This window comes from Algibacter sp. L3A6 (assembly GCF_009796825.1).
Taxonomy (GTDB): Bacteria; Bacteroidota; Bacteroidia; order Flavobacteriales; family Flavobacteriaceae; genus Algibacter.
Map to the genome: position 1 here is coordinate 931,799 of NZ_CP047030.1, position 16,205 is coordinate 948,003.

Annotated in this window: 14 protein-coding genes and 1 tRNA gene; 11 read left to right on the forward strand and 4 right to left on the reverse strand. The window is 32.9% G+C overall.

The window, feature by feature from the left end:
• The first annotated feature begins 1 nt into the window (after position 1).
• The 4 genes from GQR98_RS03900 to GQR98_RS03915 all read left to right on the forward strand — a co-directional run bounded on the left by GQR98_RS03900 (position 2) and on the right by GQR98_RS03915 (position 5,253).
• Positions 2 to 2,506 carry a heavy metal translocating P-type ATPase gene (locus tag GQR98_RS03900; protein WP_159018371.1) on the forward strand — a complete coding sequence of 835 codons (2,505 nt, stop codon included), beginning with the start codon at positions 2 to 4 and terminating at the stop codon, positions 2,504 to 2,506.
• A 17-nt stretch (positions 2,507 to 2,523) separates the two neighbouring features.
• Positions 2,524 to 3,015: a DUF305 domain-containing protein gene (locus GQR98_RS03905; RefSeq protein WP_159018372.1), complete on the forward strand. Its 492-nt coding sequence runs from the start codon at positions 2,524 to 2,526 to the stop codon at positions 3,013 to 3,015.
• Entirely contained in the window at positions 3,005 to 4,780 is a 1,776-nt protein-coding gene (locus tag GQR98_RS03910; RefSeq protein WP_159018373.1) for an efflux RND transporter periplasmic adaptor subunit, read from the forward strand. Before GQR98_RS03905 ends, GQR98_RS03910 begins: the two co-directional genes overlap by 11 nt.
• A 74-nt stretch (positions 4,781 to 4,854) precedes the next feature.
• Entirely contained in the window at positions 4,855 to 5,253 is a 399-nt protein-coding gene (locus GQR98_RS03915) for a heavy-metal-associated domain-containing protein (protein ID WP_159018374.1), read from the forward strand.
• Between the two features lie 60 nt (positions 5,254 to 5,313).
• Here the strand turns inward: GQR98_RS03915 and GQR98_RS03920 are convergent.
• Positions 5,314 to 5,389, reverse strand: a tRNA-Phe gene (locus GQR98_RS03920).
• Between the two features lie 190 nt (positions 5,390 to 5,579).
• Here GQR98_RS03920 and GQR98_RS03925 point away from each other — a divergent pair.
• From GQR98_RS03925 to GQR98_RS03955, 7 genes are all read left to right on the forward strand, one after another.
• The gene (locus GQR98_RS03925) at positions 5,580 to 6,308 is read left to right on the forward strand and encodes a type III pantothenate kinase (RefSeq protein ID WP_159018375.1); all 729 of its coding nucleotides are present in this window, start codon (positions 5,580 to 5,582) and stop codon (positions 6,306 to 6,308) included.
• Positions 6,308 to 7,606 carry a hypothetical protein gene (locus GQR98_RS03930; RefSeq protein WP_159018376.1) on the forward strand — a complete coding sequence of 433 codons (1,299 nt, stop codon included), beginning with the start codon at positions 6,308 to 6,310 and terminating at the stop codon, positions 7,604 to 7,606. Before GQR98_RS03925 ends, GQR98_RS03930 begins: the two co-directional genes overlap by 1 nt.
• Positions 7,607 to 7,624: 18 nt before the next feature.
• Entirely contained in the window at positions 7,625 to 9,007 is a 1,383-nt protein-coding gene (locus tag GQR98_RS03935) for a hypothetical protein (RefSeq protein WP_159018377.1), read from the forward strand.
• A 38-nt stretch (positions 9,008 to 9,045) separates the two neighbouring features.
• Positions 9,046 to 9,561, forward strand: coding sequence for an LPS export ABC transporter periplasmic protein LptC (gene lptC / locus GQR98_RS03940; RefSeq protein ID WP_233268072.1), 516 nt, complete (start codon positions 9,046 to 9,048; stop codon positions 9,559 to 9,561).
• A gap of 129 nt (positions 9,562 to 9,690) precedes the next feature.
• The gene (locus GQR98_RS03945; protein WP_159018379.1) at positions 9,691 to 9,876 is read left to right on the forward strand and encodes a hypothetical protein; all 186 of its coding nucleotides are present in this window, start codon (positions 9,691 to 9,693) and stop codon (positions 9,874 to 9,876) included.
• Positions 9,877 to 11,166 carry a hemolysin family protein gene (locus GQR98_RS03950; RefSeq protein WP_159018380.1) on the forward strand — a complete coding sequence of 430 codons (1,290 nt, stop codon included), beginning with the start codon at positions 9,877 to 9,879 and terminating at the stop codon, positions 11,164 to 11,166.
• Between the two features lie 287 nt (positions 11,167 to 11,453).
• Complete coding sequence (locus GQR98_RS03955) at positions 11,454 to 13,583, forward strand: peptidylprolyl isomerase (RefSeq protein ID WP_159018381.1); 2,130 nt, start codon at positions 11,454 to 11,456, stop codon at positions 13,581 to 13,583.
• Positions 13,584 to 13,695: 112 nt separating this feature from the next.
• Here the strand turns inward: GQR98_RS03955 and GQR98_RS03960 are convergent, their stop codons facing one another.
• The 3 genes from GQR98_RS03960 to GQR98_RS03970 are packed head-to-tail and all read right to left on the reverse strand — an operon-like array spanning position 13,696 to position 16,178.
• Positions 13,696 to 14,604, reverse strand: a complete 909-nt coding sequence (locus tag GQR98_RS03960; protein WP_159018382.1) for a GYDIA family GHMP kinase — start codon at positions 14,602 to 14,604, stop codon at positions 13,696 to 13,698.
• A 23-nt stretch (positions 14,605 to 14,627) separates the two neighbouring features.
• Positions 14,628 to 15,608, reverse strand: coding sequence for a YitT family protein (locus GQR98_RS03965; protein WP_159018383.1), 981 nt, complete (start codon positions 15,606 to 15,608; stop codon positions 14,628 to 14,630).
• Between the two features lie 12 nt (positions 15,609 to 15,620).
• On the reverse strand, positions 15,621 to 16,178 hold the full coding sequence (locus GQR98_RS03970; protein WP_159018384.1) for a hypothetical protein: 558 nt from the start codon (positions 16,176 to 16,178) through the stop codon (positions 15,621 to 15,623).
• Between the last annotated feature and the right edge of the window lie 27 nt (positions 16,179 to 16,205).

A 16,205-nucleotide genomic window follows, 5' to 3' on the forward strand; every position in this document is an offset into this window, starting at 1 on the left:
AATGAAACATACATATCACATACACGGAATGACTTGCAACGGATGTCGCAGTCATGTGGAAGACACGCTTTCAAAAGTAAAAGGTGTTTTAAAAGCTACAGTTGATTTAGAAAAAGCAGAAGCTACGATAGAAATGGATTCACATATCGCCTTAGAAACCTTTCAGGAAGCTTTAAAAAACGATGGTGGCCAATACAGCATACATAATTTAAGAGACCATAATCATGCTAAGGACAATAGTACCACGTCCGTAGACATAAAAAAAGGACATGGTACCGGTACTTTTTACTGCCCTATGCATTGCGAAGGCGATAAAACCTATGACAAATCTGGCGATTGCCCAGTATGCGGAATGGATTTAGTGGAAGAACAAAACCTATCAAATACCACAACAGCGCAATGGACGTGCCCAATGCATCCTGAAGTTATTAAAGACGAACCTGGAGCGTGTCCCATTTGCGGAATGGATTTAGTGCCATTGGAAGCAGATGCTTCAGCAGAAGATAAAACCTATAATAAACTATTAAAAAAATTCTGGATTGCAGTCGCTTTTACTGTACCCATATTTTTAATAGCCATGTCAGAAATGCTCAGCAACAATCCGCTGTATGCTGTTTTAGAGCAAAAAACATGGAATTGGATTCAGTTTGTATTATCTATTCCTGTTGTGTTTTATGCCACATGGATGTTCTTTACACGTGCTTGGACTTCAATTAAAACAAGAAACTTTAACATGTTTACGCTAATCGGTATTGGTTCTGGTATTGCCTGGTTATTTAGTGTATTCGCTATGTTATTTCCAGACGTATTTCCTATAGATTTTAAAACCGCAGATGGCAATGTCTTTGTGTATTTTGAAGCTGCAACAGTGATTCTAACCTTAGTATTATTAGGACAATTATTAGAATCAAAAGCGCATAGTCAAACTAGTGGCGCAATAAAGGAATTACTAAAATTAGTACCCGCAACCGCAACATTGGTAACAGAAAGTGAAGACAAAGTTATTGCAATTGATAAGATTGAACAAGGCAATTTATTACGTGTAAAACCAGGAGAGAAAATACCTGTAGATGGTAGTATTGTTGAAGGACAGAGTAGTATTGACGAATCTATGATTACCGGAGAACCTATTCCTGTTGATAAAATTGTAGCCGATAAAGTAACCTCAGGAACCATAAATGGTACAAAGTCGTTTGTAATGAAAGCTGAAAAAGTAGGTTCGGAAACATTACTGTCTCAAATCATTCATATGGTTAATAACGCCAGTCGTTCTAAAGCACCAATACAGAAACTGGCAGATAAAATTGCCAAGTATTTTGTGCCTACCGTATTACTAGTTTCTATAATTACCTTTATTCTTTGGGCAGTCTTTGGTCCAGAACCAGCGTATGTATTTGCGTTTGTAAATGCCATTGCTGTATTAATTATTGCTTGTCCTTGTGCATTAGGATTAGCAACACCAATGTCTGTTATGGTTGGTGTTGGTAGAGGTGCACAATCTGGTGTCTTAATTAAAAATGCAGAAGCTTTAGAGACAATGAATAAAGTAGATGTGCTTATTGTAGATAAAACAGGAACGATTACAGAAGGAAAACCATCTGTTGAAAAAGTAATTGCTGTTACTAAAATTGAACAAGAGCTACTACTCCACTACATTGCTTCTTTAAATCAATATAGCGAGCACCCTTTAGCAGAGGCTATTGTCAATTATGGTAAATCAAAACAGGTCGCTATTACCAAAGTAAACGATTTTGAAGCAGTAGCAGGAAAAGGCGTTATTGGTACCATTGATGATAAAAAAGTAGCTTTAGGAAATGCTAAATTATTAGAGCAATTTTCTATTTTTATATCAGAAAGTTTAGCTAGTCAAGTAATTACAGAGCAAGAACAAGGAAAAACAGTGTCTTACATCGCTGTAGAAAATGAAGCTGTAGGATATGTTACTATTTTTGATGCCATTAAAAAGACAAGTCAAGAGGCTATAAAACAACTTCAAGACAATGGTATTGAGGTTATTATGCTTACTGGTGACAATAAAAGCACAGCTAAAGCAGTCGCAGAACAATTAAAACTAAAACACTATAAAGCAGAATGCCTTCCAGAGGATAAACTAAACGAAATAAAAAAATTGCAACAGCAAGGAAAAGTAGTTGCTATGGCTGGAGATGGTATTAATGATGCACCCGCTTTAGCGCAGTCGGACGTTGGTATTGCAATGGGAACAGGAACCGATGTTGCTATTGAAAGTGCTACAATTACTTTAGTTAAAGGAGATTTACAAGGCATTGTAAAAGCTAAAAACTTAAGTCATGGTGTGGTTAAAAACATACAACAAAACTTGTTTTTTGCTTTTGTTTATAATGTTATCGGTGTACCAATTGCAGCAGGAATATTATATCCATTTTTCGGATTGTTATTATCTCCAATGATTGCTGCTTTAGCAATGAGTTTTAGTTCAGTATCAGTAATAGCCAATGCATTACGTTTAAGAAATATTAAAATTTAACTATAAATCAAAAACTTATGGAAAATTCAAAACAACACAAAAACAAAGAAGGAATGAGTAATTACACACAGTTCTTTTTAATGCTTGGTTGCTCATTTGTAGCCATGTATATCACTATGTATCTAAATACCTATGCTATAGACCATGTGTATTTTAGTATGACTCGCTTTTATATGGTTTGCTTAGGAATTTCAACAATGGGTATTATTATGCTCTTATTTATGCTTAAAATGTATAAAAACAAAAAGAAGAATATCGCTATTTTAGTTGGTAGTGTTGTCCTTTTTTTTGGTGCTTTAAGCTTAGTTAGAACTCAGTCACCAGTTGTAGGAGATGTGCTTTGGCTAAAAGGTATGATTCCGCATCACTCTATAGCCATATTAACAAGTGAACGCGCAGCAATTCAAGATCCTGAAGTTAGAGAATTAGCAGATAGCATAATTGAAGCACAACGAAAAGAAATAGAAGAAATGAAAGCAATGATAAAACGACTAGAAAATGAAAAATAACAATATAATAATTTATACAGCAATATTAGCGGTTGGGTTACTACTGGGATGGTTTCTTTTTGGAGGTACTTCTAATACTGAAACAGAACATAAGCATGATAATGCAGTAGAAACTAACCAAATGTGGACTTGCTCTATGCATCCACAAATAATGCAACCCGAATCTGGCCCATGCCCTATTTGCGGTATGGATTTAATTCCTGCAGAAAGTAGCGCTAAAGGGCTATTAGTCGACCAGTTTAAACTATCTGAAAATGCTATGGCATTAGCCAATATTCAAACGTCAATAGTTGGTAATGGTAATACGGAAGATAATGCCATAACATTATCAGGTAAAATTGTAGAAAACGAAGACAATACAGCAATACAACCTGCGCATTTTGACGGAAGAATAGAAAAATTATATGTCAAGTCTATAGGCGAAAAGGTTAATAAAGGACAAGCTATTGCTAAAATTTATTCGGCAGCTTTAATTGCAGCACAGCAAGAATTGATAACGACGTATAGTATTAGAGAATCCCAACCACAGTTATACAAAGCAGTGCAAAACAAGTTTAAAAACTGGAAAATTCATGGTTCTCAATTAGACGACGTTTTAAAAACGGGACAAGTAAAAACAAGTTTTACAATCTATTCTCATGTATCTGGTGTTGTTACAGAAATTGCAGTGAGTGATGGCGCGCATATTATGGATGGAAAACCCATTTTTAAAGTTTCTAATTTAGCAACAGTTTGGGCGAACTTTGATGTGTATGAAAACCAAATTAGTCAATTCAAAAAAGGACAAAATATTGACGTTGTGACTAATGCGTACGCGAATAAAGTATTTAAAGGAACTGTAGATTTTATAGATCCTATTTTAGATACTAGAACTAGAACTGTAAAATTACGAGTAGTACTTAATAACAAAGACCAAATATTAAAACCTGGTCTATTTGTAGAAGGGAAAATAAAAGGAATCACCGCAAGTAAATCCGATGCTTTGTCTGTGCCAACAACAGCTGTTTTATGGACAGGAAAACGCTCTGTAGTCTATATTAAATCGAATCCAAATGAACCTGTTTTTGAAATGCGTGAAATTACATTAGGTACTCAAATTGGTGATAAGTATCAAGTTTTAGAAGGTTTAAACACTGGTGATGAAGTGGTAACCAACGGAACCTTTACAGTAGATGCTGCTGCACAGTTACAAGGCAAAAAATCTATGATGAATAAAAAAGGAGGTAAAGTTATAACGGGACATGAAGGACATTTAGGAATGGAAACTACCACAAATACAACGCGTCAAAAAGGTGGTAATACTGAACGAATAGACGTTTCAAAACAATTTCAGAATCAATTAAAAGTTATCTTTAATGATTATATCCAATTGAAAGAGGCCTTACTTAAAGATGATATAAATACAATTAAAGCAGAATCAAAACAACTACTAAATGATTTGTCTAAAGTTGACATGACATTACTAACAAGCCAAGAGGCCCATAAACAATGGATGTCACTTGAAAAAGAACTAAAATCTGTTACTAATTCACTTTCAAACTCTTCTGAAATTGAAGATATAAGAGGCCATTTTAAAGATCTGTCTTCGAAATTAACAGAGGTAATTGAAGTTTTTGGAATAAACGAAAAAGTGTATCACCAGTTTTGTCCAATGGGAGACAATAATAAAGGGGTGTATTGGCTGAGTAAAAAGGAAAATGTGATCAATCCTTATTTTGGAGGTAAAATGCTGACTTGTGGAGAAGTAAGACAAACCATAAACTAATTAATAACCAAAATTTAAAACAATGAACTTTTTTAAAGAAAAATCACAAACACAAAATTATTAATATGAATAACATGAGTAAAAAAGCAATTTTAAGCTTAGCTATTATGACTACAATGGGTTTAGTAAGCTGTAAAAACGAAACTAAACAAGAAGCAGAAACAACAACCGAAGTCTCTAAAGCAATGGCCAATGCAGAGGTTTCTTTTGGAGTAAGAGGGAATTGTGGCATGTGTAAAAGCACAATAGAAAAGGCAGCAAATAAAGTTGAAGGTGTCGCAAATGCCGTTTGGAATGTTGAAAAAAAGAAAATTGATGTCGCTTTTGATGATACCAAAACAGACGCTATGTCAATACACAATGCTATTGCTGCTTCGGGCTACGATACAGATAAAGTTTTGGGTAGCGAAGATGCCTATAAAGGTTTACCTGCGTGCTGTCAATATGATCATGATATGCTTCTCAACCAATAAAAACAACTACGAATAGTATAAAACCCAAAAAACCGATTCAAAAATGAATCGGTTTTTTTATGGTGGTGCCTCCAGGAATCGAACCAGGGACACAAGGATTTTCAGTCCTTTGCTCTACCAACTGAGCTAAGGCACCATTGCTTTGCTAAGCGGTTGCAAATATATACTCAATTTTCGTTTCTGCCAAAGGTTTTTTTATAAAAATTCAAAATATTTTATATTCAACTGATGTTCTTCGTTTTACAAATGAAATTATTTTTTAATATTATAAAATAATTAAGATTTAGTTTCGTGTCGCTTTTGTAATTTTACCTTTTTATATGTTTATGTATTTAATTATAGATGTTGGCAATTCGTTTGTAAAGCTTGCTGTTTTTGAGGATGACGCTCTTAAAAGCAAACAAGTCGTGAAGCTAAAAGATGTTTTAAAAGCGGTTAAATCTTTAAGGAAGAAATATTTAGAAATTGAAAAAGCTATAATTTCATCGGTAGGAAGATTAACTGAAAGCGACACTCTAGTTTTAAGTACACTTTTCGATCTTACTATTTTGGATAGCGCAACAAAACTTCCGTTTACCAACTTATACCAAACACCAAAAACTTTAGGTGTAGACCGTATAGCTCTAGTTTGTGCGGCCGTTAAAAATTTCCCAAAACAAAATACACTAATTATTGATGCTGGCACTTGTATAACTTACGATTTTGTAAACGCTAATAACGAGTATTTAGGCGGAGCTATTTCACCTGGCTTACGCATGCGCTATGCCTCTCTGAATAATTTAACAGCAAATTTGCCGTTACTAGATACAGAAATGCCTGAATCTATTATTGGAGATTCAACTAAATCATCAATACACTCAGGTGTTGTTCATGGTGTTTTAAATGAAATTGACGGAAATATTGCAGACTATAAAGAAAAATATTTAGATTTAACAATTATTTTAACAGGTGGCGATACTAATTTCTTGTCTAAACAATTAAAAAGTAGCATATTTGCCAACTCTAATTTCCTTTTAGAAGGACTTTACTATATTTTAAAATTTAACTCAATTTAATGATAAAAAAACTTGTACTCGTTTTTATTGCAATAATTGCAATGCAAAGTTACGGACAAGAAGGAACGGCATCTCCGTATTCTTTTTATGGTATTGGAAGCCTTAAATTTAAAGGAACAGTGGAAAACAGAAGTATGGGTGGCTTAAGCATCTATACTGATAGTATACACGTTAACCTAAGAAACCCGGCATCTTATGCAGGCAAAAACTTAGATATATTAAACAATGAAAGCCGACCAGTAAAATTTACAGTTGGTGGAACATATAATAGTACAACTTTAAAGAGTGACACAAGCAAAGACAATGCATCGTCCTCTACCTTCGATTATATAGCTATGTCTATCCCAATGGGCGATTTTGGTTTTGGTTTTGGTGTTATGCCCTATACAGCTGTTGGTTATAAATTAGAAGCTTATAATGATGATGGCGAAACCATATCTAATAGATTTAGAGGTGAAGGTGGTTTAAACAAAGCTTTTTTAGGTTTTGGTTATCAAGTTACAGAAGGCTTAAGCGTTGGTGTAGATTTTCAATATAATTTTGGAAACACTCAAAATAGCATCATCGAATATGTTTACGATAGTGAAGGCAACCCGGTACAATACCAGGTCCGAGAAAATAATAGATCGGATTTAAGTGGATTAAACATCAACTTGGGAGCATCATACAGAACCATGCTAACCGAAAAATTAGAACTTATTTCTGGAATTACATATACACCAGAAAGTAACTTAGCTTCTAAAAACCAACGTTCTTTTTCTACAATTACAACAATTGCAAGTGGATCGGAATTTGCTTTAAATACAATTGAAAGTGATTTAGGAGATTTAACAGAAACAGAATTAGTACTACCATCTAAACTTACTTTTGGAGTTGGTATTGGCCAACCAAGAAAATGGTTTGTAGGTGTAGAATCTGAATATTTAAAAACAAGCGACTTCACAAATGCGCTATATAGTAACGGCGCAACCTACGAAGATCAATCTGCAATTAAACTTGGAGGATTTTTTATTCCGAAGTATAATTCTTTCTCAAGCTACTTACAACGTGTAGTTTACAGAGCTGGTATACACTTTGAAAATACAGGTTTAAATATAGAAAATGAATCGATAAACGAGTTTGGCATGTCTTTTGGATTAGGATTACCAGTTGGAAGTTTTTTCTCTAATGCTAATTTAGGTGTAGAAGTTGGTAAACGCGGTACCACGAACAGTAATTTAATACAAGAGAATTTTGTTAATTTCCAATTAAGTTTATCTTTGAACGATAGATGGTTCAGTAAAAGAAAATTTGACTAACAGCATAAATTTAATATCATGAAAACTAAAATTACACTATTATTAACCTTTTTGTTTGTAAGTACGAGCGCCCTTATAGCTCAAGACAATCAAGAAGATATAGCAAAACTCTCTATCATGTCAGAGTATGCTAAGTCCAAGAATTATGAAGCTGCTTACACTCCGTTTATGGAGTTGAGAGCAAAAAATCCAAGTTACAGTAGAGCGATTTACGTATATGGAGAAAAAATTCTTGAAGATAAAATTGAAAAAGCACCAGAAGCAGAAAAAGTAGCATACATTAATGATCTTTTAAAACTTTGGGAAGAACGTGCTCAATATTTTGCAAGTAAAACTCCTGCTGGAGAATACGGAGCAATGTCATGCCAGTTAAAATACGATAACAAAGTGGCATTAGGTTTAACTAATGAAGAGTTATACGTATGTTTTGATGCTGCCTATAAAGCAGATAAAGACACATTTACAAATCCAAAAAGTTTATATACTTACTTCTCTTTGATGGTTGATTTATATGATGCGAAACAAAAATCAGCAGCAGAATTATTTAATAAATATGATGACGTTGCAGAAAAAGTAGAGGGCGAAGTAGAAAACTACTCGAAAAAGCTAAATGCACTTATTGAAAAAGATTCTACCGGAGCAAGCTTAACATCAAAAGAAAAAAGCATTAAAAGATCAAGTGAAAGTTATTTGAAAGCTTACGATCAAGTTTCTTCTGGAGTTGATCAAAAATTAGGAGAGCGCGCAAACTGTGAGAACTTAATTCCTTTATACCAAAAAGATTTCGAAGAGAACAAAAACAATGCGGTTTGGTTACAAAGAGCTGCAGGAAAAATGTCTGAGAAAGATTGTACAGACGATCCATTATTCTTTAAGTTAGTAAATGCTTATCACGAAATTTCTCCTTCAGCTAACTCTGCATACTACTTAGGTATCTTAAAAGATAAAGAAGGTAAAAATAATGAAGCTATTGCATTCTACAAACAAGCAATTGATTTAGAAACGGATAACTTCAAGAAAGCTAAATTAAACAACAAAATTGGAATTAAATTAAAATCTAGAGGAAGCTACGGTCAAGCTAGAGGTTACTTTAGACAATCTTTACAGTTAAACCCATCTAACGGTCGTCCACACTTATCTATTGCAGCTATGTATGCAGCAAGTGCGAACAGCTGTGGAGATACAAACTTTAATAAAAGAGCTGTATATTGGTTAGCTGCAGACGAAGCTAGAAAAGCGGCGCGTGTAGATCCAACTTTAAGTAAAGCTGCTGCAGCATCTGTTGCAAACTACTCTGCTAAAGCACCACAAAAAGCTGAAATATTTAACTGTTCTTGTTCTGGACAAAGCATTAAAATTGGATGTTGGATTGGAGCTTCGGTTACCGTACCAAGTATTTAATGAATAAGAAAAACACATATAATATATTAAACATAGTCATGCTCATTTGCATGGCTATGTTTTTTTCATGTAATAACAGTTTAAAGGAGGTTCAAAAAATTGGAGTTTCGGAAAACGAGCCTATTGGTGTCGCTGAAAATATTAATTTAAAACACACCGATTCTGGTCGTGTTACCGCTAATTTAATCAGTACAAAAATGCTCGATTACTCTAATCGAGATTTTCCATACAATGAATTTGTTGATGGTCTAACATTATATCTATACGACGACAAAAATCAAAAAAGCACTATTATCTCAGACTATGCCATTATTTATTCTGAAACCGATTTAATCGACTTACAAGGCAACGTGGTTATAACAACCCAAGATGGTAATGTTTTAAAATCTGATCAACTTTTTTATGATCAAAAAAAGCAATGGCTATTTACCAATAACGCGGTTACTTTTCAAACTAAAACAGACGTTATTCAAGGTAATGGCTTTGATTCTGATACTAAATTCAAAAAAGCAGAAGTATTAGAAGTTACAGGTATTATCACTATGGAAGATTAGTCAAAATCCACTTTCACTATATTCCCTCTTACATTTTACACCACAAATAATTCAAACTAAAACAGTATTATAAATAAAATCGTACTGCTAATATTTTAATTATCTTTGTACTAGAATAAAAATCAACTAATGAACTATTTGAAATTTTCAAAATTTTTATATTTAGCATTTGCTATTTTCTTAATCTATGATGTTTTTAAAACATGGAGTATAGATAGAAGTCGTGCATACTTAAGTCTTTTTCTATTGGCTATAGCTATATTTATGTTCTTTTTTAGACGTCGATTTGAAAACAAAGCCAACAACTCTAAATAAATGGGCATTTATGCTATTATCATAATTGTATCATTAATCCTTTCTGCTTTTTTCTCAGGGATGGAGATTGCTTATGTGTCTTCAAACAAAATTCATATTGAAATTGAAAAAAAACAAGAAGGCTTACTAGCTAAAATACTTAGCAAACTTACAGTAAAACCATCAAAATTTATAACCACCATGCTTATTGGCAACAATATAGCTCTGGTTATATATGGTTTTTTTATGGGCGATTTATTGGTAGATTGGTTTCGATCTATGTTGCCAACACCTTATTCTCCTCTCAATTATTTACTTAACGATTTAAGTTTATTAACGCAAACTATAATTTCGACTATAGTCATTTTAATAACTGCGGAATTTTTACCTAAGGTCTTTTTTCAGATTTATGCGAATAAATTAATTAAAGCTTTAGCCATACCCGCATATATTTTTTATATCTTATTTAGCCTGATATCCGATTTTGTTATCTGGATTTCCGATAATGTTCTAAGAGCTTTTTTTAAAACTGAAGGCGACCAAATTCAACTAGCCTTCACAAAAGTAGAACTAGGTAATTATATTACCGAACAAATGGAATCTGTAGAAGAACATGACGATGTAGATACCGAAATTCAAATATTTCAAAATGCATTAGAGTTTTCCGAAGTAAAAGCACGCGAAGTTATGGTGCCAAGAACGGAAATTATTGCCGTAGAAATTAACGAATCTATTAAAAGCCTAAATGCACTTTTCACCGAAACGGGTTGCACAAAAATTTTAGTTTATAAAGAAACTATAGACGATATTTTAGGTTACGCCCATTCTTTCGAACTCTTTAAAAAACCAAAAACCATTAAGGCCATGATGTTGCCTGTAGAGTTTGTACCCGAAACGGTTTTAATAAAAGATGTACTTGGTGTGCTTACAAAAAAACATAGAAGTATAGCTGTTGTTCTAGATGAATATGGTGGAACCGCAGGTATTATGACGGTAGAAGATATTGTAGAAGAACTTTTTGGTGAAATTGAAGACGAACACGATACTGTAGATTTAATTGAAGAGAAGCTAGAAGATGATAGTTTTAATTTTTCGGCGCGTTTGGAAGTAGATTATTTAAATGAAACTTATAAAATTAATCTACCAGAAAGTGAAAACTACGAAACTTTAGGAGGTTTAATTGTAAACCATACCCAACAAATACCGGAACAGAACGAAGTGGTAAGAATGGAAAACTTTCAATTTACAATTTTAGAGGTTTCAAACACAAAAATTGACTTAGTTGAGCTTAAATTAGTTGAAGAAGACTAATATTTTAGTGAATCCCAATTCATAATTTCAAGTCCATTTTACTATTATTTTTCCTTTTTAAAAAGTGATCATTTTTTAATAAACCCCTTCAACTTACTATCAATAACACCATTAATTACACTTACAAATCGCGACATTAAACAAAACACAAAATAACCCTTTCATTATTAAATAGAAAATGGTATTTTCGCGCACGATATTTTCATCAATTTAGTCGTAAATTGACAACCAATAATAACAAGCTAAATCCTATATAACGGATTTATTATAAAACATTTTAATTACAGATGGCAGTTTTAAATAAAATCAGACAACGTTCATTATTCTTAATCTTGATAATAGCGTTAGCGTTATTTTCCTTTGTATTAGCAGATTTATTTAAAAATAGTGATGCACTTTCAGCAAAATCGCAAAATATTGTTGGTACTGTTAATGGTACAGATATTACTCGCGAATCATTTCTTCAAAAAGTAGATGTAGCACAACGCCAAGCAGGTGCAAGTGCAACAAGCACACAGGTGATGAACCGTGTTTGGGATCAAGAAGTACGTGAAGCTGTAATGGGTGCTCAATTTGAAAAACTAGGTATTTCTGTTGAGAAAGACCAAATGAAAGATTTATTAAAAACAGCGCTTGCATCTAGCCCTGAGTTTTTAAACGAAGCTGGTTTGTTTGACGAAGCAAAACTTAATGAATATATCGCTAACCTAAAAGAAACATCGCCTGCAGGTTATGAAAGTTGGGTTAATTACGAAAAGCAATTAGCAAACAATGCATTACAACAAAACTACTTTAACTTAGTTAAAGCTGGTTTAACAGGAACACTTGCTGAAGGTGAACTAGATTACATGCTTGAGAATAACAAAGTAGATATTAAATATGTGCAAGTTCCTTATACTTCTATTGCTGATAGCTTAGTAAAAGTTTCTAAATCTGATATTTCTAGCTATATAAGTAAAAATGCTAAGAAATACGAAGTTGAAGCATCTCGTGATATTCGTTTTGTTGAATTTAAAGAATTTGCAAGCGTAGAAGATGAAAATGCAATAAAAGCAGAGTTAACAAAATTATTATCTGACCGTGTTGAATATAACGACGGTATTAAATCTAACGAAAATATCACTGGTTTTTTAAACACAAAAAATAACGAAGATTTTATCAACTCTAATTCTGATATTAAATTTGACGATCGTTTTGTATTTAAATCTAGCTTACCATCTGCTGTTGCAGATACTATCTATAACTTAAATGAAGGTGATGTTTATGGTCCTTATAAAGATAATGGCTACTACAAAATCTCAAAAATAGTTGCTGTAAAACAAATTCCAGATTCAGCTAAAGTTCGTCATATCTTAATTCCTTTTATTGGAACAAAAAGTTCAGGAGCTCAAGCAACACAAACAGAAGCACAAGCGAAAGCAACTGCTGATAGCCTTTTAACAATTTTAAAATCTAACCGTTCTAAATTTCCTGAATTTGTAACAGAATTCTCTACAGACCAAGGAAGTGTTGAAAATGGTGGTCGTTACGATTGGCATGCATACAATACTATGGTTCCAGAATTTAATGATTTTGAATTCGAAGGTTCAACTGGAGATTTAGGAATTGTAAAAACAATATTCGGTTTTCATATTATTGAAGTTGAAGGACAGAAAAACAAAACTAAAGCTGTAAAAGTAGGAACATTAGCTAGAAAGATTGAACCATCTGACGCTACTGTTGATAAAGTATTTAGAGATGCTTCTAGTTTTGAAATCTCAGCTGTAGACAAAGATTATGAAGCATTAGCAAAAGAAAAAAATTACACAGTGCGCCCTGTTAATGGGATTAAAGCTCTAGATGAAACTATACCTGGTGTTGGTAACCAAAGACCAATTGTACGTTGGGCATTTGAAGCTGACGCTCAAGTAGGAGACTTAAAACGTTTCAACATTACAAACGGTTATGTAATTGCTCAATTAGTTGCAAAACATGATGCAGGTTTAATGTCTGCAGATGATGCTACAGTTACTGTTTTACCTATTTTAAGAAAAGAGAAAAAAGCAGCAATGCTTAGAGATCAAATTTCTGCTACAACTTTGGATAATTTAGCTGCCGCACAAAAGAAAAGTGTACGTACAGCTTCTGCTATCAATATGAAAAACCCAACTATTTCTGGAGCAGGTAGAGAGCCATTAGTTGTTGGTGCTGCATTTGGATTAAAAGAAGGAGAAACTTCTAAATTAATAGATGGTGCTAACGGTGTTTACATGATTCAAGTTACTAAAGTAACTCCTGCAGCTCCATTAGACAACTACCAAGCTGCTGCTAATAGAGTTGAACAACAAAAATCTAATGTTGTAAATTCTAAATTATACAACGCATTAAAAGATGCCGCTGCAATTGAAGATAATAGAGCAAAATCTCAAGTTCAATAAAACGAACCGATTTTAATTATATAAAAAAAGCCTCATTAATTTGAGGCTTTTTTATGCGATATATTTAAAAGATTATTTGTTCTTATAATAGTTAATGCTTTCTTTATAAAAATTAAAGCACCATATCTTGATAAGCTAATACGGTATCATAACCTTTAGCTTTAAAATACGCAGTTGGATCTTGTTTAGCTGTTGCTAAAACAAAATCTCCACCCCAAGCGCCAAGACTTTTAATAGCGCCTTTGAAATCGTTAAACAACCTTTCTTTAACAGGTACTTGCTTTGTTATTTTTCCAATTATAGATTCGTGCTTTTCTATTAAAACTTGAAACACCTCCAAAGTTTCAGCATGTATCATCTGCTCGGTAATAACATCAATTTCTTTTATATAATCGAGTAAATCACCTTTATGCTCACGATAATGTTTAATACCATCACGACTATTTTGTTTCTGGTTTAAATGAATAAAATAAAGATTCTTCTTAAAGGTTGGATTAAAGCTTAACCGAATAACATCTATAGCATCCGGCTTTAATTGATAGGTAATGGCCGAATTATTTTTAGCGCAAGCAATATCATAACCGCTACCACCGAAAGTTTTTTCCAAAAGTTGATACGCATCAACTTTTGCCCAATTAGCAATATTATTAATTAAAGTTGATGATGTGCCCAAACCCCAATTTTTAGGAAAATCTAATTTCGTCGTTACCTTATATCCTATTCCATCTCTCAAAAACTCTAGATTGAGCGCTTTAGCTGCTTTTAATATTTCTATTAACCTAATAGAAGTCTCATCGGTTTCACTTGAGTTTTGAATAGTATGGTTTACTAATTCAAACTCTTTTTCGAACCAAACCATTCCCTTTTCGTCTAAACTTTTCCAAATAATTTTAGCGTCATTGATGCTTTCAACAATTAACGATTGTCCGCACTTAGTTGGTACAGCCAAAGAAATGGCTCCATCTAAAACAACATATTCTCCAGAAATCAATAATTTTCCGTTACTAAAATACTCCTTCACACTATTTGTTTAAATTATCACTTTTATTTCATAGGTTTTCGCTTAATCATACCACCTTTTAAATCTTTTACAATACCCATAACAATAAACGCGTTTCTGTCTATTTTATCTATTTCGGTTTGTAATCTGGCGAGCTCTAATCGCGTAACAATGGTATAGATTATATCTTTATCATAACTGTCGCCATTAGTTCCGTAACCACCTTTTCCTGCATAAATAGTGCAGGCTCGACGCAACTTTTCAGTTAACATAATACGCAATTCTTCATGCTTATTAGAAATAATAGTAACACCTACATATTCCTCAACACCATCTACAACAAAATCTACTGTTTTTGCCGCAGATAAATAGGTTAATATCGCGTAAAGCGCAATTTCAATGGATAATACATAAGCGCCTATTGAAAATATAACGATATTAATTAGTAACAATACATCGCCAATAGTTAACGATAATTTTCGTCCTAAATAAATAGCTAAGACCTCGGTACCATCAATAACACTTCCTCCACGCATGGACAAACCAATACCTAAACCAAGAAAAAAACCACCAAAAACTGCTATTAATAATTTATCTTCAGTAATGATAGGGTATTCTACAAAATGTACCACAAAAGCTAGAAGTGTAATGGCTGCAATACTTTTTAAGGCAAATTTATTACCTATAGTTTTAGAAGCTAGAATTAAAAAAGGGATATTTACTAAAACCAGTAAGAGTCCGAGTTCTATAGAGGTTACATTTTCTAATAATAAAGAAATACCCGTTGCACCACCATCGATAAATTTATTGGGTAATAAAAAGCCTTTTAAACCAAAACCAGCAGAAAACACACCTATGATTATAAAAATATATTCTTTTATAGCATGGGATAGCTCGACCTGAAATTTACGAACTAGAGGTACAATTTGTTTTATACTTACGGCCTTACCTTCAGCGCTAGCTTCTTTTTTCTTAAGCTGCTTTCGGGCAATATCTACTAATATTTTGGATAAAAATGGATTCATTTTGAAGTCTATTTAATCCAACCAGTTAATAAAGAAATACTTTATTTTAGCCTGATCAGGAATGTGGGCACTCTCAAACTTCAAGTCCATATCGAACCTTAAATTGGCAGGTAATTCCTTTTTATCAATAGTGAAACTTGCATTAATATCTTCTACAATAATAACAATAGAATTAATTAAATTGCTAATACGTGAAATTCTGTAATGGTTTCTAATATCTTTAAATACACTTATGGTAGATAAATTTTTATCGGTTACAAAACGAGCATCTATAATACGAATACCAGATATTGTAGATGTAGAATCTAACGCATGTTTAGGCATTAAGGTTAATAATTTCTTTCCGCCTTTTTCAAAAATCTCAATATTATTAACGTTTCCTAAAAACTCATCACCACCTATAAACCTCACAATAGAATCGTTGGCATAAATATTTTTGATGTCTTTAACTTCCGTGGAATCGGTTAATAAACCTATGTGGTGTTTTGAAATCTCAAAAGGATCTTGGTCTTTCTTACAGCTAGTAAAAACGACTGCTAAACAAAATAGGCTACAAAGTATTTTATACATAATGATATTTCGTTTATTTAATTTCTA

What these genes read in the sequence shown, in the direction of transcription:
- GQR98_RS03900 (WP_159018371.1), top strand. Translation starts at nt 2, where the DNA reads ATGAAACATACATATCACATACACGGAATGACTTGCAACGGATGTCGC.
- GQR98_RS03905 (WP_159018372.1), top strand. Translation starts at nt 2,524, where the DNA reads ATGGAAAATTCAAAACAACACAAAAACAAAGAAGGAATGAGTAATTAC.
- GQR98_RS03910 (WP_159018373.1), top strand. Translation starts at nt 3,005, where the DNA reads ATGAAAAATAACAATATAATAATTTATACAGCAATATTAGCGGTTGGG.
- GQR98_RS03915 (WP_159018374.1), top strand. Translation starts at nt 4,855, where the DNA reads ATGAGTAAAAAAGCAATTTTAAGCTTAGCTATTATGACTACAATGGGT.
- GQR98_RS03925 (WP_159018375.1), top strand. Translation starts at nt 5,580, where the DNA reads ATGTATTTAATTATAGATGTTGGCAATTCGTTTGTAAAGCTTGCTGTT.
- GQR98_RS03930 (WP_159018376.1), top strand. Translation starts at nt 6,308, where the DNA reads ATGATAAAAAAACTTGTACTCGTTTTTATTGCAATAATTGCAATGCAA.
- GQR98_RS03935 (WP_159018377.1), top strand. Translation starts at nt 7,625, where the DNA reads ATGAAAACTAAAATTACACTATTATTAACCTTTTTGTTTGTAAGTACG.
- lptC (WP_233268072.1), top strand. Translation starts at nt 9,046, where the DNA reads ATGCTCATTTGCATGGCTATGTTTTTTTCATGTAATAACAGTTTAAAG.
- GQR98_RS03945 (WP_159018379.1), top strand. Translation starts at nt 9,691, where the DNA reads ATGAACTATTTGAAATTTTCAAAATTTTTATATTTAGCATTTGCTATT.
- GQR98_RS03950 (WP_159018380.1), top strand. Translation starts at nt 9,877, where the DNA reads ATGGGCATTTATGCTATTATCATAATTGTATCATTAATCCTTTCTGCT.
- GQR98_RS03955 (WP_159018381.1), top strand. Translation starts at nt 11,454, where the DNA reads ATGGCAGTTTTAAATAAAATCAGACAACGTTCATTATTCTTAATCTTG.
- GQR98_RS03965 (WP_159018383.1), bottom strand. Translation starts at nt 15,608, where the DNA reads ATGAATCCATTTTTATCCAAAATATTAGTAGATATTGCCCGAAAGCAG.
- GQR98_RS03970 (WP_159018384.1), bottom strand. Translation starts at nt 16,178, where the DNA reads ATGTATAAAATACTTTGTAGCCTATTTTGTTTAGCAGTCGTTTTTACT.